Raw genomic sequence first — 23679 nt, 5'->3', positions numbered from 1 at the left:
AATTTTTAATCGTCGGGGCGGGTATTTTAACTGGTATCCTAGTCCATGATGTTGGTCTACTTGCAATTGTTGCGGTAACAAGAAAAGTAATGAGTCAAACAATGATAAAATGGGTATCCATAATCGCTGGATTTATTTTAATAGGTTTTGCGGGATACTTCTTATATCAGTTTATAATAACAATAAAAGGAATACTATAGTTGTCATTTTAAGTTGATAGCTATGTGGTAGAACCCCTATTTTGTGATTAAATCTAGACTCACTCTATAGATTAGGAATACTGGCTTTCCTTCGCGACCTGCCCTATGGAAACGCCTCTGTTCCCCACGGGAGCCAATCCACAGGGTTGCAGATATGTGATGAATTAATAATACCCTCAGCTTCCTGTTCTGTCTTCACGGCAATATTTAGACTGCAATAGTTATGCTGAATGCTAATCTGAGTAATAATCATAGTCCATTCGACAACTTTACTGGAAACTCCTTTTTGATAGGACTTAAGATCATTTGGATTTTACACGCTGCCTTATAAAGAAACCGAAGCGCTGTTTGCTTGCGCTCCGGTTTCATATATTTCAAATGTTATTTACTAACAGGCTGCATCTAGGAAATCCGAGAAACCGACTCCCCGCTCTAAGCGATGTTATCCATTTATTCTAACACCTGAGCTAACTCCGTGAAAATAACACCTAATGCATAGGCACCGGCGTCCGGATACCCCAAGCTTCGTTCTCCAACCGTTCCCGCTCTTCCCATTCTGGCAACGATCGACTCTGTATGCTTCGCTCCTTGAACTGCGGCTTCTGCAGCTTTGGCTGATGCGGTCTTGATATCGTCGCCCTCTATTGCACATTGCTCCCATGCATCGGCGAATGGTGCCAGCGCGTCAATCAAGGTTTTATCTCCGACTACGGCTCCTCTTCCGAAAGAACGTTCGCCCGTATCCTGGATGCCTTTGACAACGGCCTTCATCATACCCGCAAATTCGGCGACAGTTAATTCAGTACTGTCTCCCGCATATTTGCTGGCCGCTCGATATGCCGATCCCCAGATCGGTCCGGAAGCGCCACCGCAATGCTCCATAATGATGAGCGAGCATGCATTTAGAAACTCGCCAATACTTCCGGTGTGGTGTTCCATAATCTCATGCCATTCTCTCTTTAACTGCTTAAAGCCCTTTGCGACACTCATGCCAAAGTCGCCGTCGCCTGCATGCGAGTCCAGTTCGCAGAAAGGAACTTCATTTTCAATAATAATCTCACTCATCTTGTCCGTCAGATAGATCAGATTGTGTAACGAGAAGGTATTCCGTTCGATCTTGGCATATTGCTGATCTGTCTCACATCGATAGGATACGGCTTGATTCTCTGGCGACTCCACTGGTGCTTCTTCAATACGCAGCGGGCTGAACGGCCCTGTCACTTGAAGCGCTGGCGTATCGCAACTAGCTTCCAGATAATGTTTTAATTGTTCATCTAATCTGATCATGGACACGGAAGCGCCTGCCATGTCTATACTTGTCATGTAGTTGCCGACAAATACTTTAAAGATGGGAACGTTGTGGTTACGGATTTCCCGAACAACCGCGTTCGCCAACAAACACAATTCTTGCAGTGGTGATCCGCCGAACCCGTTAACTAACACGGCGATTTCAGCCTGCGAGCTGCCGCTTATTTTCATATCGCGGAACAAATCCGTGACCATTTTCTTCGCCAGCTCATCGGCAGATACATTCTGTTCTCTGCGAATGCCTGGTTCACCGTGAATGCCCACGCCATATTCGATTTCATTATCTTTTAGCTCAAATGTCGGCGTTCCTTTAGCCGGAACAGTGCACGAAGTAAGGGCAAAGCCTATGCTTCTCGTATTATCTATCGCTTTTTGGGCAATTTCCTTCACTTCAGCTAACTCTTTTCCCTCTTCAGCGGCTGCGCCGGCAATCTTATGAACAAGTACAGTCCCCGCCACGCCTCTTCTGCCGACCGTATATAGACTGTCTTCTACCGCAATGTCGTCGTCCACTTTGACATAATCGACAAGTACCCCGTCTTCCCCTGCCAGATGTGCTGCATTTTTGAAATTCATAATGTCGCCGCTGTAATTTTTAATAATGAGCAGTGTGCCCTTTTTACTGGCTGAAGCTTTGATCGCTTGATAAATTTGAATCTGGGATGGGGAGGCAAATACGTCTCCGCAGACCGCCACATCCAGCATCCCTTTCCCGACAAATCCGGCATGAGCGGGCTCGTGGCCGCTTCCTCCGCCGCTGATCAAAGTTACCTTGTCTTGGTTCATATCTCTTTTCTTAATGATCTTATATTTGCTGTTAAACTCCAGTTCAGGATGTGCAAGCACCATGCCGTTGCACATTTCTCTGACCAGCGTCTCCGGCTTATTGATGATCTTTTTCACATTTACTCACCCTTTTGTTTATATTGCTGTCCGATGTGGTCCGCTACTCGAATCGCAGCCACTACCATCTCTTCATTAACCGGGAAAGGCATGGAATGAATCGATTCTTCTGGTATGCAAGCTTTTTGGGCCACATTCCGCAATTCGTCGTTCGTCACACTCGTTACGCCGATATCGGCCAGACACACCGGAAGGCCTACGCTTACGCAGAACTGCAACACTTCATTGATTTCTGCCGTGCTTGCATTTTCCAGAACCAATTGCACCAATGTCGTAAAGGCCACTTTCTCGCCATGATAATACGAGTGGGTGCCTTCCAGAGAAGTCAAGCCATTGTGAATAGCATGCGCAGCTGCCAGACCGCCGCTCTCAAAGCCTAAGCCGGACAACAGGATGTTTGTTTCAATAATATTTTCAAGCGCTGGCGTAACCAAGTTCGCATCACAGGATGTTTTCGCTTTAGCTCCGTCCTCCAGCAACGTCTCATAGCACAGCTTGGCAAGAGCAAGAGCTGCTTTTGTCCCTTTAGCTGGACTTACTCCCCCGTTAGCGCCGCATGGCAACCCTGCATTCACATTCGAATAAGAATTTGCGGTTGCTCTCGCTTCAAAGTAGGTGGACAGCGCATCCCCCATCCCCGCGACCAGGAAGCGTGTAGGCGCATTGGCAATAACAGTTGTATCAATCATTACAACACTTGGGCTTTGTTTGAAGTAAGCGTAGTCGTCAAACTCGCCTTCCGGCGAGTAAAGAACCGCGGAATGGCTTGTCGGTGCATCCGTCGCTGCAATGGTCGGTACGATGATCAACGCATCGCCCTCTGCTACGCATTTCGCGGTATCGATAGCTTTGCCTCCGCCTAGTCCAATGGTGCAAGAACAGTTATGTTCAATCGCAAGCTGCTGCAATCGCTTTACTTCTTGGCGAGAGCACTCTCCACTGAAACCGCTCTCAACTATTGTAACACCGTATTTTTCCATTGTATGTTCGAGCTTCTGCTTCACACGTTGCACATCATCGGCATGGGCAATCAGAAGAGCCGATTCTCCGAATGTTTTGATGAAATAACCCAGGTTGAATAGTTCATCTTCACCTTGTACATATTTTGATGGACTTATAAACGCTTTTCTCATGTGCGTAATCCTCCTCTGTGTTATTGTATCTCCATTATAGTGGCGGCCGAGTACAAGATCATTGAACTATTCCTGCAAAATAAAGCGCTATCTCATCGTATTATCTTATCCTAAACCTCGAAAATGGTATTATCTTGTCTTTCTATCCGATTATTATGCTATAATGATGCGAAGCGGACAAAAGGAGAATAGGTCATCGTGAACTCACGTTTTAATTTGGAAAGCATCATTGATATGGAGAAATGGCAGAAGCTGCAGGACTCACTCTCTTTGGTTACCAAAATGGCCGTTATTACAACCGACTATAAAGGTGTGCCCGTTACCCAGCACAGCCACTGCCAAAGCTTCTGTCAAGCGATTCGCAAAGACGAGGCACTGTCTCAATACTGCCAGAAGTGCGACGCAAGGGGCGGCCTGGAGGCTGTTCGGTTGAACAAGCCTTATATCTATTTATGCCATTACAATATTGTCGATATTGCCATCCCGATTATTGTTCATAATCAGTATATGGGGGCCATCATGGCGGGACAGGTCAAGCTGCGCGACAATCCGATGGAACTTGAACAAATCGTCACTCGTCCCTCCAATGCCGATGCCGATAAAAAGTTCCTTAGCCTGGAACAAGATTATACTTCTCTCCCGGTCTTGTCTTATGACGAAGTCACGACAATCTCGGAAATGCTGTATCATTTGTGCAATTATATCGTGGAAGAAGCGATCAATAAAAATGCAACGATCGATATGTACCGGCAAGCGTTAACGAGCAATAAGCCTGTTATCGATTCTCTTGCCGAGCATTCGTACCGCAGCATTCAATCGATCAAGAACGAATTGGAAAATACACTGATCGATAGTCAAATCAGTAAAATGTCCAATCAGCAAAAGATATCTGCCAACGCCATTCTTCAACCGGCATTCGATTATATTTACACTCATAAAAGCGAGAACGTGAAATTAGCGGACATGGCCGCGCTTTGCCATGTGAGCCCCAGTTACTTCAGCCGCATTTTTACGAAGGAGACCGGAGAAAACTTTTCTGTGTTCATTCCGCGGTTGAAAATGGAATGGGCCAAACAAATTTTAGAGACGACCGACCTGTCTATCTCTCAAATTAGCAACGAATTGGGATTTAGCGAACCTAGCTATTTTATTAAGACGTTCAAGAAATTCGAACGCATAACTCCTGCCCGTTATCGGCAAATTTATCAGCGCTAGCCATACGCGAAGAGCCGTCTGCCAAAGTTTAAATCCACGGCGGTTCTTTGTTTTTATAATTTTAGTATTGCTTCTTCAGCAACTTGTCCGAATGTCCTTCATGCCTCCCTCATTATTGCTGAAAATGATAAGGGACGGTCGTAATCACGACATCCTTGCGATTGATGAAATAGGCACGCAGCATAATACTCGTCTGATTGTGCAAGATGTTCTCCCACCAATGGCGCGGTATGAACTGAGGAATCAAGATCGTAACATGATCGTTCTCCGATTGCTTCCATTCGACGGTATCCACGAACTTCACTAACGGACGAATCACACTGCGATAGCTGGAACGATGTACAATTAGTCGGACTCCAGGATCCCATTCCGCCCACTTCTTCTCCATCAGCTTGATATCCTCATCATTGAAGCCCACATAGACGGCAACCACATGATCCGTCATCGACTTGGCATAACTAAGGGAATGCATGACGACTCGCGTTATGCCGGCCACCGGGACAATGATAGTATTTCCTTTGGCCTTCGGCTTCTCGGTATGAATATCAATGCGAAGCTCATCTGCCGTAATGAGATAATGCTTATGAATCTTATGAAAGATGTACATCACGGTTGGCAGGAAGATAAAGACCATCCACACCTGACTGAACTTTGTAATCAGGAAGATCATTGTAATCATGAGCGTAGTTAGCATACCCACGGTATTCACCGCGAATTTCCATAACCAGCCCGGAGGCTTCAGCTTCATCCATCTTATCATCATCCCAAGCTGGGACAGCGTAAATGGGATAAATACCCCAATCGCATAAAGCGGAATTAGGCTTGATGTATCCCCACCGAAGATCAGGACAAGCAAAGCAGAAAGCACACCCAGAATAATAATGCCATTCGAAAATCCCAATCGATCCCCTCGAACCAAGAACATGCGGGGCATGAATTTGTCCTTCGCCAACATATAGGCTAGCAGCGGAAAGGCGGCGTACGCCGTATTTGCAGCCAAAAACAGGATCAACGCCGTTACCCCTTGGATAAGGTAATAGACCATTCCTCGTCCAAACACAGCCCCCGCGATCTGTGAAACGACCGTTTCTTTGCCGTTTGGAACGACTCCATACCAATAGGCTAAGAGGCTTATCCCAAGGAACATAACGCCGAGAATCCCGCCCATCATCGCAAGCGTAGCTGCAGCATTTTTCTCCGATGGCTCCCTGAAGTTCGGAACCGCATTCGACATGGCCTCTACCCCTGTCAACGCCGAACAGCCTGAGCTAAAGGCCTTCAGCAGCAGGAATAGGCTAATATTCGTCGAGGCTGCTTCCATATCCGGTGCAGCAGCCACTGCCCCACCCGTAATGTACTTGACCACACCCGACAAGATCAGGATAAAGATCGCAATCACAAATAAATAGATCGGGATCGCAAGCACCGATGCCGATTCCGTCACCCCTCTTAGATTCATGATGGTCAGAAACGTAATCATCAAGATTGCAATCAAGACCTTGTAATTATGAAGCGCAGGAAAAGCAGATGTAATCGCATCCGTTCCTGCCGATGAGCTTACTGCCACGGTCAGGATGTAGTCAATGAGGAGTGAACCGCCCGCAAGTAGTCCCGTTGATACTCCAAGATTATTTTTAGCAACAATATAAGCGCCTCCTCCTGTAGGATAGGCAAATATCGTCTGACGATAAGATGAGACCAGAATCAATAATAAGGCAAGCACGGCAATCGAGATCGGAATGGAGTACCAGAAGGCCACTGTCCCTACGGCAAGTAGAACAATCAGAATTTGCTCGGTACCGTAAGCGACAGACGATAAAGCATCAGAGGATAATACCGCCAACGCCTTTAATCTGCCAAGCTTCTCTCCTTCAAGCTCTGCACTCTTCATTGGTTTTCCGATCAATAACCGTTTTACTTTACTAGCCATATCGATTGCTGCCTCACTTTACTCATACTAAGTTTACTTACATATTAGTCGAGGTTCAGAAATGTATGTTACTCCTGTCACAAGTGTTCTGGTAAAAACAAAGGATACGTCCATAATGTCCATACAGGCTTGCTTTTTCACCAAATAAGCGTAACCATCGCATGTGCATTAATAAAGACGTTCCAGTTGGTCTTATTATCTTGATATCGCCTTGATTTATGCACTTTTGTTCACGATTTGCACGATACATCACAAATGGGAGATTGTTTCTGCAACCTGCAGAACAAAAGAGCCTGCCGCTATCGACAGACTCTATCTTGATTTAAAGGAACAGCTGAATTGCCGCTAGAAGCAATCCGATGACAAATCCGCACAAGGCGCCATTGACGCGAATCCACTGCAAATCCTTGCCGATCTTGCCTTCGAGCATCTCAATTAGCGCTTCATCGTCCATTTGATTTATATTTTCTGTTACCAGCTGACCGATACGATAATGGTTCTTCTCAACGATAGCGACGACAGCTTGACTGACTCGATTCTCGCTCTCATGGATCCATTCCGGATTCGCCTTCAACTGTTGAGCGGCAGCACGGTAAACTTGGAGAACGATTCGGCCCCCCGTGTCGTGTTCACGGGCTAAGGCATGAAGCGCCATCGTGCGGATCTCTTCCAAACGTTCCTTAATCGTCTCGTCAAAACGTTCATGCTGGATATGCTCGAGCAGCCAGGTCTTTAGTCGCCCCACCTTCTCCTCATGCATAGCAAGCTGGAAGACCTGCACACGAATCTCACGGATAATCATTGCGCGGGATTCATTATCGTCATCCTTCCAGTCTTGCAGGGATGAAGTAATCATGCCTTGCAGCAATTGGCCGAGCTTATCCTCGTCCATGAAGCCTGCGAAGGCTTGAAATGCAAACCCCTTCAGTCCGCCAAGCTTCACTTCCGCCAGCTTCTCATTCGCCAATCTGCCAAGCATGCGCTTCGTCTCTAGACGTCGAGCCCATGACTCCGCCTCTTCGAGCACGTAGTCGAGCGCTTTCTCATCATAACTCTCCTTGATGAGATAGGTGGCAAGCTGGTCAAATGCTTGATGAAGCTCTATTTCCCGTACATAAGAAGCTAACCCTGACTTAACGACGGGAGCAAGCTTCTCTACAGGAAGCCTTTCAACAAGATGTATCGCACGATCCAGCACTTGTCTGCGAGCCTTCTTCTTCTGAACGGCCTGCGTAGCAACCGCAGTTACCCGCTCCACAAGATTCCATCCGCGAAGCTTCTTCTCAATGCTCTCTTTGTTCAAGAGCTCCGTCTCTATAGCAGATACGAAAGATTGAACAATCCGATCTTTATTCTTTAAGAGCAATGAGGTATGGGGAATGGGAATACCCATCGGATGTCGAAAGAGCGCCGTAACTGCGAACCAGTCAGCGATCCCGCCCACAAGACCTGCTTCGAAGCCGCCCTGCAGAAGCAGTATCCATAAATAATCAGGCAGCATGAGTGTAACCACGAAGCCTGCGGCCATCACAATTAAGGATATTCCCGCTATATATTTGGAATTCATGATATCCTCCCTCCCTTGTTCAAGGGGACATATTGAAATAAACGCAAAAGTTCAAGATGCTGTACCTTAACTGGTATTATTCCCATACGACTAATAATTTGCTGAAGAAGTACGCATCGATCATTAGAATTTATTTCAAGTTGTTTGATTTGTGCTTCAGTATACCGCATACTCAATCTCCGTTCCATAGTGTTCATCTCTAGAAGAGCCTGCTAGGATACTATATAATAGATCCATCGATATAACGCCTATGACTTTTTTAGTGCAACTCAATCTGAAAGATTTGGCGAAGCATGACGATTCGTCGCTGCTTCCGACTAGCGGCATGCTATATTTTTTTGTGGGGATAGATGAGCCTGCTTATCATATTGAACATCGCGTATTCTATCTGAATGAAGGAAAGACGGCATGTGGCCGACTATAATAATGAATTCACGAAGGAGACAAGACCAAATATGAAGGATGTACGTGAGGAAGAGAGAGACTTTGGGTTTGCGCGGGTCTATGCGGTTGAACTAAAATACAAGCGGCAGCCAGAGCTGGATCGAAATTTTCTCTATGAGAAAGTGGAGCGTTACACCGGTAAAATAGAACATCCAGAACAACAGGAAACGGATGCCGCAAGGCTAGCTGTTTGGGAAGCGAACGAAGTTGATAAGGATAACATGCTTCATTTCTTTCATTTAAACTACATGGTTCAATATGCGGAAGGAGAAATGCCTGCCCAGACCAGCTTGATGAACATGGACAATCGTCCGGCTTCGGACTACGAAACGGCTATTCAGCAATCCTGGCATTGGCAGGAAGCCGCTCAGACTCTACACGAATGCAACTATTCGCTGCTTCTGGTAGACATGATGGCATCAGGACTTGACCCCAAATCAAGATTACAGCTGTTCACTGGCGTACTCCAAGCGCTTCTGGAAGCGGCTCCTTGTGATGCGATTTACTTTCGGGAGAGCGACAAGCTTGTAGAGCCTAAAGCGTATTTGGCTGCGATTGAAGAGGGTGCCCTGTTATATGGTGCGATGAATATACGATTCTATAATGTTGAAGGGACTGGAAGCGGACGGGCAGAGGGCTTGATGGATTCAATAGGACTAGCTGCACTGGGTATTCCCGATGTTCAGTGTCATTATTATGATCTTGATCCTGATGAGGTTGCCGGACATTTAGCGAATATCGGATACTATTTGTTTAATCAAGGAGACGTAATCAATGACGGGGAAACGATTGGATTCACCGAAGACATGCGTTGGCGTTGCGAGCATCAATACGCACTAGCCGCCCCGCATCGCGTCGTTATCGACATCGATCCGGGAGAACCTTACTACGCTGGAAGACAGGGATACATACAGGAAGAAAATTAATATTGCTGACTAAGAACTAAAGATTGTCCAGTGGAAACGGCATGACAATGTTACTGGACTGAAATAGTGAGAAACCGTGAACGCAGCTAGATTAGGGCTGCGTTCTATTTTCGTCACAAGCGTTGACCTGCTTTAGCGTGTAGTTATCATTCAAATCCAACAAGTCTCCTCTTGCAAGAATCGAAATCTCTTGTCCATCCATCGTCACACTTCCTTCTTATGCAATCACGACAACTTGATAACACTTGAAATGTACAAAAGAGCTGTCTTCCAAAGTCCTTATTGAACTTAGAGACGGCTCTTCTTTATCTATCCTGTAAACCTATAGAATTTGTTCTAAAAGTCCGCTGTTGCTCACGAAATCATGCAAGAAGTAAGGTCAGACACCTATACATTCTTTGTCTTCAGAAGATGGACGTACCATTTCAATCCGGCGTTGTGATTAAATACGCTCACCTTGTCCAAGACCTCAAATAAACCGCACTGCTCCATTTCCACGATCTTATGTTCAATCATAGCAAAGGCGGGATCTTCGGTGTTCTTGTGAGAATACAAGGAAGAAACGATAACGCCATTAGAAGTCAAAAATTTGGAATAGTCAAGAAGCTTGCTTGGCGTGTTGGGCACATAATGCAGCGATTCGTTAAACACGATAACATCATATTGCTTCTCAGGCACATAATGATTAATGTCCCCGCAGTGGAAAATGTTCTTTGACGTTTTGGTCGATGCCATCTTGATCGCTTCCTGAGAAAGGTCTACGCCCGTATATCCTTCTTTCTCGCTGTCTAGAAGTATATCGTACAATATTCCGGTACCGCACCCCATATCCAGAATGCCCTCTTCTGCAATAAACTTTCTTATGTAACCGTACACAACTGAGTATCTGGCGTATTCCGTAATATCCGATAAATAATCCCATACGTTGGATTTGTACTCTTCATCCCATTGCTGCTGATTACTCTCAATATAATCTTGTATTTTCGTATTTTCCATTTTTGAATCCTCCCACTCTAGTAGATGTTGACTTACTACTTGTCAACGATGAACAAGATACAGCATAACAGCCAAAGAAAAGCAGCAACAAATCACAAAAGGATAGAATTGTAAAAACGAAAAGCAATAGAAGCGTGAAGATGAAGCATCGTGTTGTGGTGGTTGGTAAGTAGGTACAGAAGTGAAGTAATCTTTCTCTGAAAAATCTATTTCCTATAGTAGTATTACAGTTATATTTTGTCAATGAAAGAACTTACTGAAATCACCAAAATGCCCCCGTTTATTTATACGAGAGGCATCCTTCCCTATCAGCCGCATTGTGGCGATTACGTGCTCTTCAACTGTTCCAGCAGCGACTCCACATCATGGATCGGTGCCTGGCAAGCATAATCTGCGTATACGTATGCAGCAGGTTCGATCTTATTATCCAGCTTATAGACGATCGCCGTATTCGGCGCGTACGCTTGTTAAACGGCGGCAATGATTTGCTTGGTCAATGCATGCTCAGGATCTCCCTCAATTACGACTTTCCGCTGACCTCGAACCGCTTGCAGACATGCGAGAAGGGTCATCGCATATCCCGCGACGGATAACGCTTCACTGTACCATCGTTCATGGCGAAGGAGAACGCCTTCTCCCTGACTCCTTCGGGAAACTGGGAATGCTCGCAGTTGATACGAAAAAGCGTTGCATTCGGGTGCTGGTGCTTGATGCTTTCCATTGGCCAGCGAATGACGCTGGGCGTGTTGAATCCGACACAGCTCAATGAGGCACAGCTTGAGGTCTGCTGCAGCCAAAACATGAACCGATCCCGTTGCGGCTCGTATGGTTTTTCAATGAAATACCAATTTACACGCACATTGAGAAACATCGGGCCTCCGAAGTTCGGACGGTACGGCACCGGCGCCAATCAATACGCAGTCCGCTTCCCGAAGCGCATCAGCAGCAGCCTGTAAATGACTTGTTTCCGAGAAAGCCTTTAAAATCCCCTTACTTGCCGTCTGCGATCGATCCCTCGTGGAAAATGCGTGAATAAGCGGCCCGGTCCTCAGGTTCAAAAGATAATGCGGTCAAAACGGCCCGAATTACGCCGCAGCCAAGCGTCCACCGCTTGTATGAACATTTCCGGCGGCTTCCCTCTTCGTATATCCGAATACCCAGTTGATATCCCGCAGAATGCAACCGAGCGGATGGAGCTGAGCTCTGCCGCCAGTGTAAACAGGAGGTGTACCTTCTGTTTCCTAAATCGACATACTCTTATTACTGCGAAGATAAAGTCTCGGTGTGCACTACTGGTTAAATGCTTGTTCTCGTTAACGCTGAAGCTGGTTTCGTCTTCCTACTACAGCAGCCGCAAGCAGAATGAGAGTTACGACCAAATAGATAAGCGGCATGCCCTTCCCAGCCGATGAATCCATGCTGCCCATAAAATCGAAGATCTGCAGCTGGTTCATAACACCCACAAACATGATGACCAGGAAAACTACTTCGAAGGTTTTATTTGTCCGCGTCCATATACCTAAAGCAAGCGCAAGTGTAGGAATGAACATGGTTCCTACGAACCAGGCAAAAAGACCACCCATATCGCCTTCAAGGAGAAGCTGAATACCAAAGCCGATTCCCGTACCGAGCGCGATGATAAAGCCCGCAAACCAGGTTGCCGGAATCTGACGCTCAAGTGGATACATACTGGAGAACACAATATCCCGTGTATTGTTGCGCAGCTCGCGAACGCCCATAGAAGACCAGATTAGAATCGGCCATACCCAAGTGAGTGGTCCGAGCATACTTCTTACTATATCAAGCGGCAGCAGCAGATCTCCTGCTATGAAGAGGAAGGCAACCAGATACCACCACCACTTCTGTCCTTTCAGCATCAGCCACAGCTCATACCGCAGCAGGTTGAAGAAGCTGAACTGAAGCGATATGCCTGATAGGGCCTTGGCCGTCAAGCCGCCGCTTGATTCCCAGCCCTCATTTTTGTCGCCCTTCCTTTTCCTCCTGAACAGACTGAAGAGTTCGAAGGAATCCTTCGCCATCACCTTATCAAACCCTCTGAAAACTAAGGCCGCCAGCAGCACCACAGCAATGGCGATTACAACCCAGGCTAGACGACCCGCTATAACCTCAGATGACCAGTCGACACCGCTCCAGACAAAGGTTTCCAGAGGCCGGTCAAGCTCAATGATGCCGTCTGCCCGCTCCACGAGCCCTGTAACATTCTTCTGTTCACGGAACGTATCGATCATGCTATCATAGAACACTTCCAGTCCCATAGGACTGCTGAGGGCCAGATTGCCCATCTGCACGGTTACCCCATAATTCAGGAAGACCTGGGACCAGAGGAAGAAGTAAACAATAATGCCAACTCCGCCGCTCAACACGCGTGTTGCCTCGAACAGCACAGCCAGTGCCGCTACAAGCGCCATCAAAGGCAAAGCAACGAGAAGAAACGGAAGCAGAAGGTCCAGCAGCCGGATCGTCGTATCCTCATTGCGAATCAACTGCATGGCGATCGACGCCAGAAAAGCGATAAACACGATAATCGTCAGCACAATAAAGTTACTCACAAACTTACCAAACAGATAGCCGAATTTGCTGATCGGTGTTGTGGCAATAATTTGCCCCACACGGGTCATCCGGTCGCGGTCAATAGCATTCTTCACAAGCGCGAAGCCGATTAGGCTCAAAATCGTGACCGTCGACATGACCACGGTGGCGCCAATCCAGGCGGAATTGTAGATGCCCCGGTGCTCGTTAATCATGACCACGCCGTACTTGGCATCTGTGAACGGAACGAAGAAATAAGCCGCAAGAATAGTCAGAACAATCGTTACAAGAAACCCGTAGCTGCGTGTCCGTTCGTAGAAGTCCGCCCGGACGATATGATAGAGGGAGCGAAAGCTAGTCATTCCGGCTTCCTCCCCGGCTGTCAGAAATGCAGTACAGATAAGCGTCCTCCATAGCTGGTGTAATTAGTCTTGCATCTGGTGCAGGCTTGGTATCTGATACGATTCTCACCTGAATGCCCTTGCCGCTACGGATTGTGCCGCTGATAATCCACTGTATGCGCAGCGCCTGGACATCCTGTTCTGAGACGATAACCTCCCACACCTTGCCCTCCACCGTCTGCAGAAGCGTATCCGGATCAGAGTGATGCATCAGCTTCCCCTTCGATATGATCGCAATACTGCCGGCCGTCGCTTCCACATCAGAGACGATATGCGTAGAGAAAATAATGATCCGCTCGCCCGACAAGTCGGACAGCAGGTTGCGGAAGCGGACACGTTCAATCGGATCCAATCCGACCGTCGGCTCATCGACAATGAGAATTTGCGGGTCATTGAGAAGCGCCTGGGCAATCCCGACGCGTTGTCTCATCCCGCCGGAGAATCCCCCGATCGGCCGTTTACGGGCATGCGTCAGATTGACGAGCTGCAGAAGCTCATCGATCCGCTTCTTCGCTGTCCGCTTGCTTATGCCTTTGATTGCCGCAATATATTCCAGAAATTCTACCGCGTTGAGATTTGGATAGACACCGAAATCTTGAGGCAGATAGCCGAGAACTCTGCGGATTTCGTTGGGCTTCTTGGAGATATCAATACCGTTCCAATGAACCGCCCCATTGGTAGCGTCCGTGATGGTGGATATAATCCGCATCAGCGTCGATTTTCCTGCTCCGTTCTCCCCAAGCAGCCCAAGCACGCCAGGCTCCAACCTCAGGTTAAAGTCCTTGAGTGCCCAGAAGTTCCCCTTGTACTGCTTGCTCACCTGATTGATTGCCAGCTCCATCTTACTATCATTCTCCTCTCCAATGTAACGGCTCCGGGAACCGCTTGAAGCTTCAAGAAGCATCTATGCCTGCAAATGTTTCGTGTTTCCTCTGTATGTTCGTGTAATGGTCCGTCTATGACGGGTTTTGGGTGCTTGTGTACAATCAATGGTGTGGTCGATTTTGGTGTGCTGCTTCCTTGCGGGTTATGACAGCATGTGCGGGACTGATTTGGAAGTGTTGTTGGGTCGGTGTTGGAAGTAACGGCCGCTCATGCGCAAGCTGCCGGTGTTTTGTCAGTGGTATATCGTACAGGTTTAGGGTTAACCGGATGAAAGGCATGTGGGAGTCCAGGTCAGTTCGTGACCTGGACTCTTCCCTTCAGCAGCCAGCTATTCACCGCTAGAAGGGCCAGGGCGAGCACAAGCAGGAAGAGCAGACCGCCAAGCGAGTATGTGGCATACTCCGCTGCCAGACTGTCATTCGCCAGTCTGATACCAAGCGGCAGCCGGAACGGCAGCCATTCGAACCATCCGCCGAGCATCGAGCCGACACTGGCTGCCAGAACGGCACACAAGACTACAAATGCCGGTACGGATCCATAACGCACGGCCTTGCCGGCAAGGAACAGAAAGCCGAGGCCGAAGCTGAACATAACAGCGTATAACAGCATGATGGCATCCATCCGGTACGTCTCCGCCAGCAGCGGCTTCATTTTCTGTGAGATGCCGGTGAGCTTGCCGATGACATGAACCTCGTAAGTATAGATGCCGAGCATGGCAGCAGAGGATGCCGCCATGATGAGCACCGTTTGCGCCGCCGCTACGGTCAGCTTCGACAGCAGGACCGGATAACCGGAATACGATGAATTAATCCAGTAATAAACCGAATGGGTTTTCCATTCTACCTGCAGCGATTGAAGGTATAGAACAGGCAGCAGGAAGGCGCTCAAATACGTGACAAATATAGCAAGGACGGTTGCAAGCCCGGGCTCAACCCCGTGTGCCAGCAGGAAGCAGCCCAGCTGCAGAAACATCAGCATCGAGAAGGAGAGCACGAAGGCGAATCGGGATTGGCGCATATCTTTGGGTAATAGAAACCGGTAAGCTTTCACAACAGCGCCTCCCTCATGACATCCAGTACACTCATGCCTCTTGATTCGCGGAGGTCCTCCACAATTTCCGAAACGAGCATCCTTCCATCCTGCATGAACAGCAGATGATCCAGGTACAGCTCGATCTCCGCCACCTCATGGGTCGATACAATAATCGACTGCTTCTCCAACTCCGTATGCTCCGCCATCATTTCAAGCAGATGCTCCCTGGTGATAGGGTCAAGGCCCGAGAGCGGCTCATCCATGATGAGCAGCGGCGCTGAACGACTCAGCGTCAAGATCACCTGCAGCCTTGCGCGGTTACCCTTCGACAGATACCTGACTTCTTTATCCGCGTTCAAATTAAAACGTCGGGTTAGCGCTTCCGCCTTGGCAGTCTGAAAGTCCGTATACAGCTGGGCAGCCAACTGCAGTGACTGCTGGACGGTAAAGAACGGATACAGCCACTCGCGTTCAGGTGAGAAGGCCACCTGTTCTCTCGTTTGTCGGCCGACCGGTTCCCCGTTCATGAAGATGCGTCCTTGCGCTGGACGGACCAGACCGGCTATCAGATGGAGTACAGTTGATTTGCCGCTCCCGTTCGCCCCGATCAGACCGATAATGCCGGCATGCGGCACAGAGAAACTCAAATCGTGGAGCACCTTCTTATAACGGACTTGCTCAAATGTAACTAAGCTCAAGATTTGGTATCCCCCTTTGCCTGCATGCTGCTGTTGATCATGCTCATAATATCGTGCGGAGTGTGGCCGAGCTGCCTCATGCTCTCGAGGAAGAGGAAAATCTGATTGCGGGAGAGCTCCTGCCGGAGACGCTCCAGCAGCTCGATATCCGCTGTCACGAATGTCCCCTGGCCTCTTCTCGTCTCCACTACGCCACGCCTTTCCATCTCCATATAGGAACGTTGAATGGTATTCGGATTAACGCCTACTTCAACTGCCGTATCCCTTACCGACGGCAGCTTGTCGCCAGGCCCGAGCTCCCCCCTGCATATACGCTGGAAGAATATATCCATGATCTGGGTGTATATCGGCTGTGAATGCTGAAACGAATGTGTCATGGATATCTCCCTTCTCCATCGTATGATTGACTTAGTGTTCTAGGTACATAGTACACTGCGACAAGAGGGAAAGCAAGGGTGATTTCCCTTTCTTTTCAAACAATTAACGACTCTCTTCTACCTGGCCCCATACTTCCTTGAGTGTGAAGCAGAATCCAGTCTCTAAAGAGTTAATACCATAATCAAAGTGCCAGATTCATTTGTACTTCAACGATATTGGCATAGCTTCAAATAAGAAATTTTCCCACACTCTGCAAGCTTTTTCTCCCTTCTCCTTTTCTTCCGGCCACTTACCGGGATAGCTCTCTTGTGAAAGCTGATTTTTGGAATGTAAGCACTTCAAAAATCTAGTCATTTACTCGTCAGATACAGAAACAGACATACAAAAAACGCCATCCCTTCCTATGATTCTACAGAAAGAATAGCGCATTTTTCGTTTTGGGAGTACTTAATCTTATTAGGCTGATGACGACTGACGATATTCCATATACGCCAATACCTCTCTCTTTAACTTTCGTTTATATAATTACTTCTTACTTTTTTAACATTGGATGACAAAACAATATTAGTTGAAGGTGTTCCATATTTCATGGCTTCGTCAATAAATATTTCTAAACTCTCCACAGAATTAGTAGCTACTTTTGCAATATAGCTAATTTCCCCAGCCACCCGATAGCATTCCAATACGTCAGGATGATTGTGACAAAAACTTGCCAAAGCTTTGCAGTCCTTTGATTCAAATAATATAAGAGCCATGATGTTCCGACCTAATTTTTTTAGGGATACACTCGCATGATATCCTTCAATCGTATGATTATCTTCTAACTTTCTTACTCTTTCAATGACAGCTGGTGAAGATAAATGAACAATCTCCGCCAACTCTTTCATTGAAATCTTAGAATTCTTCTGTAATTCGTTTAATATTCTCTGATCAATCTTATCCAAATGTACACAACCTTTTTTTATAAAGCATACTATCCAAATCTCCTAAATAAGTAAAGCTAAACCATGTATTAATCGTTCCTGACCTATGTTATTAGCATTTATTTCTGTCTAAAATAATAACAAAGGAGGCTAAATAATGAAAAAAATATTGTTATTATTAGCAGATGGCTTTGAAGCTGTGGAAGCTAGTATGTTCACAGACGTTTTTGGTTGGAATAAGTGGGAAGGAGATGGATCTACAGAATTAGTAACTGTCGGATTCCGTAAAAAATTAAAATGCACTTGGAACTTTACGATCATTCCTGAAAAAGTAATTTCTGAAATAAATTTAGAAGAATTTGATGCCTTAGCTATCCCTGGAGGGTTTGAAGAAGCTGGTTTTTACAATGACGCTTTTGATGAAAGGTTTCTTGAAATTATTAGGTACTTTCATTCTAGACAAAAACCGATTGCTAGTATTTGCGTAGCATCTTTAACTTTGGGTAAAAGTGGAATATTATATAATAGAAAGGCAACCACTTACAGCCATCCAACTAGTCATCGAAAAGAACAATTAAAAACATTTGGCGCAAACGTTCAGAACGTACCTATTGTTCAAGACGGCCATATTATAACTTCATCGAATCCAGCTACCGGATTTGATGTTGCTTTTCTTTTACTTGAAAAATTAACCTCAGAAAAGAACGTCAAACGTATTAAAGAATTAATGGGATTTGAAATTTGATATTAAAAAAGAGCTTATATTCGTATAAAGGAATGTGTAGTAAGATATATCTGATACTATTTCAAAGAACAGCAATAATAATATACGAGTTTCTTGGTTCAAATGGTAAAGTACTTTTTGCTTATCCTGAATAGAGTTTATGGATACGAATAAATCCATACAAATATTGAATTTTAACGCTAAAGTGTATATATAAATGAACGTATAAAGACATCAAATTTGAAAGAAGTGTTTTTTTGAATATATTTTTTACGTATCTTCTCGCGGGTCTTGCAATTGCAATGCCTGTAGGAGCAATGACAGTTGAAATGACGAAGCAAGGTCTGAAAAAAGGTTTTATGCATGGTTGGGCTGTAGGATTAGATGGAATGGCAATCGATTAATTATTGCATTATATATGGGGTTGGCTTCTGTACTTGCTTTACCTTACATTCAAATACCAATGTGGCTTATTGGCGCATGTTTCTTAGCACTTTTAGACTATGATTCCATAAAAAACTCAGATCAAGATATTACGTTAGCTGGTGATAAACCAAACAGATCATTTCTTAGCTCATATCGTAATGGCTTACTCGTAGCTTTTTCACCAGGAAATCTCGTGTTTTGGATTTCCGTTTTTGGAGCTGTACTTTCTGATTCTTATGATACGACACAACCGGCAAAATTTTTAATCGTCGGGGCGGGTATTTTAACTGGTATCCTAGTCCATGATGTTGGTCTACTTGCAATTGTTGCGGTAACAAGAAAAGTAATGAGTCAAACAATGATAAAATGGGTATCCATAATCGCTGGATTTATTTTAATAGGTTTTGCGGGATACTTCTTATATCAGTTTATAATAACAATAAAAGGAATACTATAGTTGTCATTTTAAGTTGATAGCTATGTGGTAGAACCCCTATTTTGTGATTAAATCTAGACTCACTCTATAGATTAGGAATACTGGCTTTCCTTCGCGACCTGCCCTATGGAAACGCCTCTGTTCCCCACGGGAGCCAATCCACAGGGTTGCAGATATGTGATGAATTAATAATACCCTCAGCTTCCTGTTCTGTCTTCACGGCAATATTTAGACTGCAATAGTTATGCTGAATGCTAATCTGAGTAATAATCATAGTCCATTCGACAACTTTACTGGAAACTCCTTTTTGATAGGACTTAAGATCATTTGGATTTTACACGCTGCCTTATAAAGAAACCGAAGCGCTGTTTGCTTGCGCTCCGGTTTCATATATTTCAAATGTTATTTACTAACAGGCTGCATCTAGGAAATCCGAGAAACCGACTCCCCGCTCTAAGCGATGTTATCCATTTATTCTAACACCTGAGCTAACTCCGTGAAAATAACACCTAATGCATAGGCACCGGCGTCCGGATACCCCAAGCTTCGTTCTCCAACCGTTCCCGCTCTTCCCATTCTGGCAACGATCGACTCTGTATGCTTCGCTCCTTGAACTGCGGCTTCTGCAGCTTTGGCTGATGCGGTCTTGATATCGTCGCCCTCTATTGCACATTGCTCCCATGCATCGGCGAATGGTGCCAGCGCGTCAATCAAGGTTTTATCTCCGACTACGGCTCCTCTTCCGAAAGAACGTTCGCCCGTATCCTGGATGCCTTTGACAACGGCCTTCATCATACCCGCAAATTCGGCGACAGTTAATTCAGTACTGTCTCCCGCATATTTGCTGGCCGCTCGATATGCCGATCCCCAGATCGGTCCGGAAGCGCCACCGCAATGCTCCATAATGATGAGCGAGCATGCATTTAGAAACTCGCCAATACTTCCGGTGTGGTGTTCCATAATCTCATGCCATTCTCTCTTTAACTGCTTAAAGCCCTTTGCGACACTCATGCCAAAGTCGCCGTCGCCTGCATGCGAGTCCAGTTCGCAGAAAGGAACTTCATTTTCAATAATAATCTCACTCATCTTGTCCGTCAGATAGATCAGATTGTGTAACGAGAAGGTATTCCGTTCGATCTTGGCATATTGCTGATCTGTCTCACATCGATAGGATACGGCTTGATTCTCTGGCGACTCCACTGGTGCTTCTTCAATACGCAGCGGGCTGAACGGCCCTGTCACTTGAAGCGCTGGCGTATCGCAACTAGCTTCCAGATAATGTTTTAATTGTTCATCTAATCTGATCATGGACACGGAAGCGCCTGCCATGTCTATACTTGTCATGTAGTTGCCGACAAATACTTTAAAGATGGGAACGTTGTGGTTACGGATTTCCCGAACAACCGCGTTCGCCAACAAACACAATTCTTGCAGTGGTGATCCGCCGAACCCGTTAACTAACACGGCGATTTCAGCCTGCGAGCTGCCGCTTATTTTCATATCGCGGAACAAATCCGTGACCATTTTCTTCGCCAGCTCATCGGCAGATACATTCTGTTCTCTGCGAATGCCTGGTTCACCGTGAATGCCCACGCCATATTCGATTTCATTATCTTTTAGCTCAAATGTCGGCGTTCCTTTAGCCGGAACAGTGCACGAAGTAAGGGCAAAGCCTATGCTTCTCGTATTATCTATCGCTTTTTGGGCAATTTCCTTCACTTCAGCTAACTCTTTTCCCTCTTCAGCGGCTGCGCCGGCAATCTTATGAACAAGTACAGTCCCCGCCACGCCTCTTCTGCCGACCGTATATAGACTGTCTTCTACCGCAATGTCGTCGTCCACTTTGACATAATCGACAAGTACCCCGTCTTCCCCTGCCAGATGTGCTGCATTTTTGAAATTCATAATGTCGCCGCTGTAATTTTTAATAATGAGCAGTGTGCCCTTTTTACTGGCTGAAGCTTTGATCGCTTGATAAATTTGAATCTGGGATGGGGAGGCAAATACGTCTCCGCAGACCGCCACATCCAGCATCCCTTTCCCGACAAATCCGGCATGAGCGGGCTCGTGGCCGCTTCCTCCGCCGCTGATCAAAGTTACCTTGTCTTGGTTCATATCTCTTTTCTTAATGATCTTATATTTGCTGTTAAACTCCAGTTCAGGATGTGCAAGCACCATGCCGTTGCACATTTCTCTGACCAGCGTCTCCGGCTTATTGATGATCTTTTTCACATTTACTCACCCTTTTGTTTATATTGCTGTCCGATGTGGTCCGCTACTCGAATCGCAGCCACTACCATCTCTTCATTAACCGGGAAAGGCATGGAATGAATCGATTCTTCTGGTATGCAAGCTTTTTGGGCCACATTCCGCAATTCGTCGTTCGTCACACTCGTTACGCCGATATCGGCCAGACACACCGGAAGGCCTACGCTTACGCAGAACTGCAACACTTCATTGATTTCTGCCGTGCTTGCATTTTCCAGAACCAATTGCACCAATGTCGTAAAGGCCACTTTCTCGCCATGATAATACGAGTGGGTGCCTTCCAGAGAAGTCAAGCCATTGTGAATAGCATGCGCAGCTGCCAGACCGCCGCTCTCAAAGCCTAAGCCGGACAACAGGATGTTTGTTTCAATAATATTTTCAAGCGCTGGCGTAACCAAGTTCGCATCACAGGATGTTTTCGCTTTAGCTCCGTCCTCCAGCAACGTCTCATAGCACAGCTTGGCAAGAGCAAGAGCTGCTTTTGTCCCTTTAGCTGGACTTACTCCCCCGTTAGCGCCGCATGGCAACCCTGCATTCACATTCGAATAAGAATTTGCGGTTGCTCTCGCTTCAAAGTAGGTGGACAGCGCATCCCCCATCCCCGCGACCAGGAAGCGTGTAGGCGCATTGGCAATAACAGTTGTATCAATCATTACAACACTTGGGCTTTGTTTGAAGTAAGCGTAGTCGTCAAACTCGCCTTCCGGCGAGTAAAGAACCGCGGAATGGCTTGTCGGTGCATCCGTCGCTGCAATGGTCGGTACGATGATCAACGCATCGCCCTCTGCTACGCATTTCGCGGTATCGATAGCTTTGCCTCCGCCTAGTCCAATGGTGCAAGAACAGTTATGTTCAATCGCAAGCTGCTGCAATCGCTTTACTTCTTGGCGAGAGCACTCTCCACTGAAACCGCTCTCAACTATTGTAACACCGTATTTTTCCATTGTATGTTCGAGCTTCTGCTTCACACGTTGCACATCATCGGCATGGGCAATCAGAAGAGCCGATTCTCCGAATGTTTTGATGAAATAACCCAGGTTGAATAGTTCATCTTCACCTTGTACATATTTTGATGGACTTATAAACGCTTTTCTCATGTGCGTAATCCTCCTCTGTGTTATTGTATCTCCATTATAGTGGCGGCCGAGTACAAGATCATTGAACTATTCCTGCAAAATAAAGCGCTATCTCATCGTATTATCTTATCCTAAACCTCGAAAATGGTATTATCTTGTCTTTCTATCCGATTATTATGCTATAATGATGCGAAGCGGACAAAAGGAGAATAGGTCATCGTGAACTCACGTTTTAATTTGGAAAGCATCATTGATATGGAGAAATGGCAGAAGCTGCAGGACTCACTCTCTTTGGTTACCAAAATGGCCGTTATTACAACCGACTATAAAGGTGTGCCCGTTACCCAGCACAGCCACTGCCAAAGCTTCTGTCAAGCGATTCGCAAAGACGAGGCACTGTCTCAATACTGCCAGAAGTGCGACGCAAGGGGCGGCCTGGAGGCTGTTCGGTTGAACAAGCCTTATATCTATTTATGCCATTACAATATTGTCGATATTGCCATCCCGATTATTGTTCATAATCAGTATATGGGGGCCATCATGGCGGGACAGGTCAAGCTGCGCGACAATCCGATGGAACTTGAACAAATCGTCACTCGTCCCTCCAATGCCGATGCCGATAAAAAGTTCCTTAGCCTGGAACAAGATTATACTTCTCTCCCGGTCTTGTCTTATGACGAAGTCACGACAATCTCGGAAATGCTGTATCATTTGTGCAATTATATCGTGGAAGAAGCGATCAATAAAAATGCAACGATCGATATGTACCGGCAAGCGTTAACGAGCAATAAGCCTGTTATCGATTCTCTTGCCGAGCATTCGTACCGCAGCATTCAATCGATCAAGAACGAATTGGAAAATACACTGATCGATAGTCAAATCAGTAAAATGTCCAATCAGCAAAAGATATCTGCCAACGCCATTCTTCAACCGGCATTCGATTATATTTACACTCATAAAAGCGAGAACGTGAAATTAGCGGACATGGCCGCGCTTTGCCATGTGAGCCCCAGTTACTTCAGCCGCATTTTTACGAAGGAGACCGGAGAAAACTTTTCTGTGTTCATTCCGCGGTTGAAAATGGAATGGGCCAAACAAATTTTAGAGACGACCGACCTGTCTATCTCTCAAATTAGCAACGAATTGGGATTTAGCGAACCTAGCTATTTTATTAAGACGTTCAAGAAATTCGAACGCATAACTCCTGCCCGTTATCGGCAAATTTATCAGCGCTAGCCATACGCGAAGAGCCGTCTGCCA

General features: G+C 46.3%; 19 protein-coding genes and 2 pseudogenes. 8 read left to right on the top strand and 13 right to left on the bottom strand.

Going from position 1 to position 23679, the window contains the following annotated elements; genetic code table 11:
- Positions 1 to 200, top strand: a pseudogene (locus tag A372_RS38395) (lysine transporter LysE); the annotation flags it as partial.
- Between the two features lie 450 nt (positions 201 to 650).
- Here the strand turns inward: A372_RS38395 and dhaK (A372_RS36120) are convergent.
- Positions 651 to 2411, bottom strand: a complete 1761-nt coding sequence (dhaK, locus tag A372_RS36120; RefSeq protein ID WP_019419713.1) for a dihydroxyacetone kinase subunit DhaK — start codon at positions 2409 to 2411, stop codon at positions 651 to 653.
- Positions 2412 to 2413: 2 nt separating this feature from the next.
- Positions 2414 to 3544, bottom strand: a complete 1131-nt coding sequence (locus A372_RS0104905; protein ID WP_019419712.1) for a glycerol dehydrogenase — start codon at positions 3542 to 3544, stop codon at positions 2414 to 2416.
- A gap of 198 nt (positions 3545 to 3742) precedes the next feature.
- Here A372_RS0104905 and A372_RS0104900 point away from each other — a divergent pair, with 198 nt between their 5' ends.
- Positions 3743 to 4759, top strand: coding sequence for a PocR ligand-binding domain-containing protein (locus A372_RS0104900; protein ID WP_019419711.1), 1017 nt, complete (start codon positions 3743 to 3745; stop codon positions 4757 to 4759).
- 112 nt (positions 4760 to 4871) lie between these two features.
- Here the strand turns inward: A372_RS0104900 and A372_RS0104895 are convergent, their stop codons facing one another.
- Entirely contained in the window at positions 4872 to 6689 is a 1818-nt protein-coding gene (locus A372_RS0104895) for an APC family permease (protein ID WP_019419710.1), read from the bottom strand.
- Positions 6690 to 7011: 322 nt separating this feature from the next.
- A complete protein-coding gene (locus tag A372_RS0104890) occupies positions 7012 to 8256 on the bottom strand; it encodes a DUF445 domain-containing protein (RefSeq protein ID WP_019419709.1) in 1245 nt (414 codons plus the stop codon).
- 250 nt (positions 8257 to 8506) lie between these two features.
- Here A372_RS0104890 and A372_RS36115 point away from each other — a divergent pair, with 250 nt between their 5' ends.
- Together A372_RS36115 and A372_RS0104875 are read left to right on the top strand one after the other, a co-directional pair.
- Positions 8507 to 8680, top strand: coding sequence for a DUF1963 domain-containing protein (locus A372_RS36115; protein WP_019419707.1), 174 nt, complete (start codon positions 8507 to 8509; stop codon positions 8678 to 8680).
- 31 nt (positions 8681 to 8711) lie between these two features.
- On the top strand, positions 8712 to 9626 hold the full coding sequence (locus A372_RS0104875) for a DUF4261 domain-containing protein (RefSeq protein WP_019419706.1): 915 nt from the start codon (positions 8712 to 8714) through the stop codon (positions 9624 to 9626).
- A 387-nt stretch (positions 9627 to 10013) separates the two neighbouring features.
- On the opposite strand, the gene A372_RS0104865 is transcribed toward A372_RS0104875, so the two are convergent.
- Positions 10014 to 10622, bottom strand: coding sequence for a class I SAM-dependent methyltransferase (locus A372_RS0104865; protein ID WP_019419704.1), 609 nt, complete (start codon positions 10620 to 10622; stop codon positions 10014 to 10016).
- A 710-nt stretch (positions 10623 to 11332) separates the two neighbouring features.
- On the opposite strand from A372_RS0104865, the gene A372_RS37185 reads away from it, so the two are divergent.
- Complete coding sequence (locus A372_RS37185) at positions 11333 to 11578, top strand: hypothetical protein (protein WP_157259440.1); 246 nt, start codon at positions 11333 to 11335, stop codon at positions 11576 to 11578.
- Positions 11579 to 11935: 357 nt separating this feature from the next.
- Here the strand turns inward: A372_RS37185 and A372_RS0104855 are convergent, their stop codons facing one another.
- The 6 genes from A372_RS0104855 to A372_RS0104830 all read right to left on the bottom strand — a co-directional run bounded on the left by A372_RS0104855 (position 11936) and on the right by A372_RS0104830 (position 17510).
- Positions 11936 to 13534, bottom strand: a complete 1599-nt coding sequence (locus A372_RS0104855; protein WP_019419702.1) for an ABC transporter permease — start codon at positions 13532 to 13534, stop codon at positions 11936 to 11938.
- On the bottom strand, positions 13527 to 14414 hold the full coding sequence (locus A372_RS0104850) for an ABC transporter ATP-binding protein (protein WP_019419701.1): 888 nt from the start codon (positions 14412 to 14414) through the stop codon (positions 13527 to 13529). The genes A372_RS0104855 and A372_RS0104850 overlap by 8 nt, the downstream gene beginning before the upstream one ends.
- A gap of 335 nt (positions 14415 to 14749) precedes the next feature.
- Complete coding sequence (locus A372_RS0104845) at positions 14750 to 15508, bottom strand: hypothetical protein (protein ID WP_019419700.1); 759 nt, start codon at positions 15506 to 15508, stop codon at positions 14750 to 14752.
- Positions 15505 to 16188, bottom strand: coding sequence for an ABC transporter ATP-binding protein (locus A372_RS0104840; RefSeq protein ID WP_019419699.1), 684 nt, complete (start codon positions 16186 to 16188; stop codon positions 15505 to 15507). Before A372_RS0104840 ends, A372_RS0104845 begins: the two co-directional genes overlap by 4 nt.
- Entirely contained in the window at positions 16185 to 16565 is a 381-nt protein-coding gene (locus A372_RS0104835; RefSeq protein WP_019419698.1) for a GntR family transcriptional regulator, read from the bottom strand. The genes A372_RS0104840 and A372_RS0104835 overlap by 4 nt, the downstream gene beginning before the upstream one ends.
- Before the next feature lie 507 nt (positions 16566 to 17072).
- On the bottom strand, positions 17073 to 17510 hold the full coding sequence (locus A372_RS0104830) for an Lrp/AsnC family transcriptional regulator (protein WP_019419697.1): 438 nt from the start codon (positions 17508 to 17510) through the stop codon (positions 17073 to 17075).
- Positions 17511 to 17646: 136 nt separating this feature from the next.
- On the opposite strand from A372_RS0104830, the gene A372_RS0104825 reads away from it, so the two are divergent.
- Both A372_RS0104825 and A372_RS33260 read left to right on the top strand, forming a co-directional pair.
- Positions 17647 to 18234, top strand: coding sequence for a DJ-1/PfpI family protein (locus A372_RS0104825; RefSeq protein WP_019419696.1), 588 nt, complete (start codon positions 17647 to 17649; stop codon positions 18232 to 18234).
- 236 nt (positions 18235 to 18470) lie between these two features.
- Positions 18471 to 19096 (top strand): annotated as a pseudogene (locus tag A372_RS33260) (LysE family translocator).
- 450 nt (positions 19097 to 19546) lie between these two features.
- On the opposite strand, the gene dhaK (A372_RS36110) reads toward A372_RS33260, so the two are convergent.
- The gene (dhaK, locus tag A372_RS36110; RefSeq protein ID WP_019419713.1) at positions 19547 to 21307 is read right to left on the bottom strand and encodes a dihydroxyacetone kinase subunit DhaK; all 1761 of its coding nucleotides are present in this window, start codon (positions 21305 to 21307) and stop codon (positions 19547 to 19549) included.
- Positions 21308 to 21309: 2 nt separating this feature from the next.
- Positions 21310 to 22440: a glycerol dehydrogenase gene (locus A372_RS0104810; protein ID WP_019419712.1), complete on the bottom strand. Its 1131-nt coding sequence runs from the start codon at positions 22438 to 22440 to the stop codon at positions 21310 to 21312.
- Positions 22441 to 22638: 198 nt separating this feature from the next.
- Between A372_RS0104810 and A372_RS0104805 the strand changes: the two genes are divergently transcribed.
- Complete coding sequence (locus A372_RS0104805) at positions 22639 to 23655, top strand: PocR ligand-binding domain-containing protein (protein WP_019419711.1); 1017 nt, start codon at positions 22639 to 22641, stop codon at positions 23653 to 23655.
- Positions 23656 to 23679: the final 24 nt, after the last annotated feature.

Source organism: Paenibacillus sp. OSY-SE (assembly GCF_000283315.1).
GTDB lineage: Bacteria > Bacillota > Bacilli > Paenibacillales > Paenibacillaceae > Paenibacillus_B > Paenibacillus_B profundus.
This window is presented reverse-complemented; position numbering and strand designations above follow the sequence as displayed.

What these genes read in the sequence shown, in the direction of transcription:
- A372_RS0104865 (WP_019419704.1), bottom strand. Translation starts at nt 10,622, where the DNA reads ATGGAAAATACGAAAATACAAGATTATATTGAGAGTAATCAGCAGCAA.
- A372_RS0104835 (WP_019419698.1), bottom strand. Translation starts at nt 16,565, where the DNA reads ATGACACATTCGTTTCAGCATTCACAGCCGATATACACCCAGATCATG.
- A372_RS0104810 (WP_019419712.1), bottom strand. Translation starts at nt 22,440, where the DNA reads ATGAGAAAAGCGTTTATAAGTCCATCAAAATATGTACAAGGTGAAGAT.
- A372_RS0104855 (WP_019419702.1), bottom strand. Translation starts at nt 13,534, where the DNA reads ATGACTAGCTTTCGCTCCCTCTATCATATCGTCCGGGCGGACTTCTAC.
- A372_RS0104905 (WP_019419712.1), bottom strand. Translation starts at nt 3,544, where the DNA reads ATGAGAAAAGCGTTTATAAGTCCATCAAAATATGTACAAGGTGAAGAT.
- A372_RS0104850 (WP_019419701.1), bottom strand. Translation starts at nt 14,414, where the DNA reads ATGGAGCTGGCAATCAATCAGGTGAGCAAGCAGTACAAGGGGAACTTC.
- A372_RS37185 (WP_157259440.1), top strand. Translation starts at nt 11,333, where the DNA reads ATGCTTTCCATTGGCCAGCGAATGACGCTGGGCGTGTTGAATCCGACA.
- A372_RS36115 (WP_019419707.1), top strand. Translation starts at nt 8,507, where the DNA reads ATGACTTTTTTAGTGCAACTCAATCTGAAAGATTTGGCGAAGCATGAC.
- A372_RS0104875 (WP_019419706.1), top strand. Translation starts at nt 8,712, where the DNA reads ATGAAGGATGTACGTGAGGAAGAGAGAGACTTTGGGTTTGCGCGGGTC.
- A372_RS0104890 (WP_019419709.1), bottom strand. Translation starts at nt 8,256, where the DNA reads ATGAATTCCAAATATATAGCGGGAATATCCTTAATTGTGATGGCCGCA.
- A372_RS0104825 (WP_019419696.1), top strand. Translation starts at nt 17,647, where the DNA reads ATGAAAAAAATATTGTTATTATTAGCAGATGGCTTTGAAGCTGTGGAA.
- A372_RS0104895 (WP_019419710.1), bottom strand. Translation starts at nt 6,689, where the DNA reads ATGGCTAGTAAAGTAAAACGGTTATTGATCGGAAAACCAATGAAGAGT.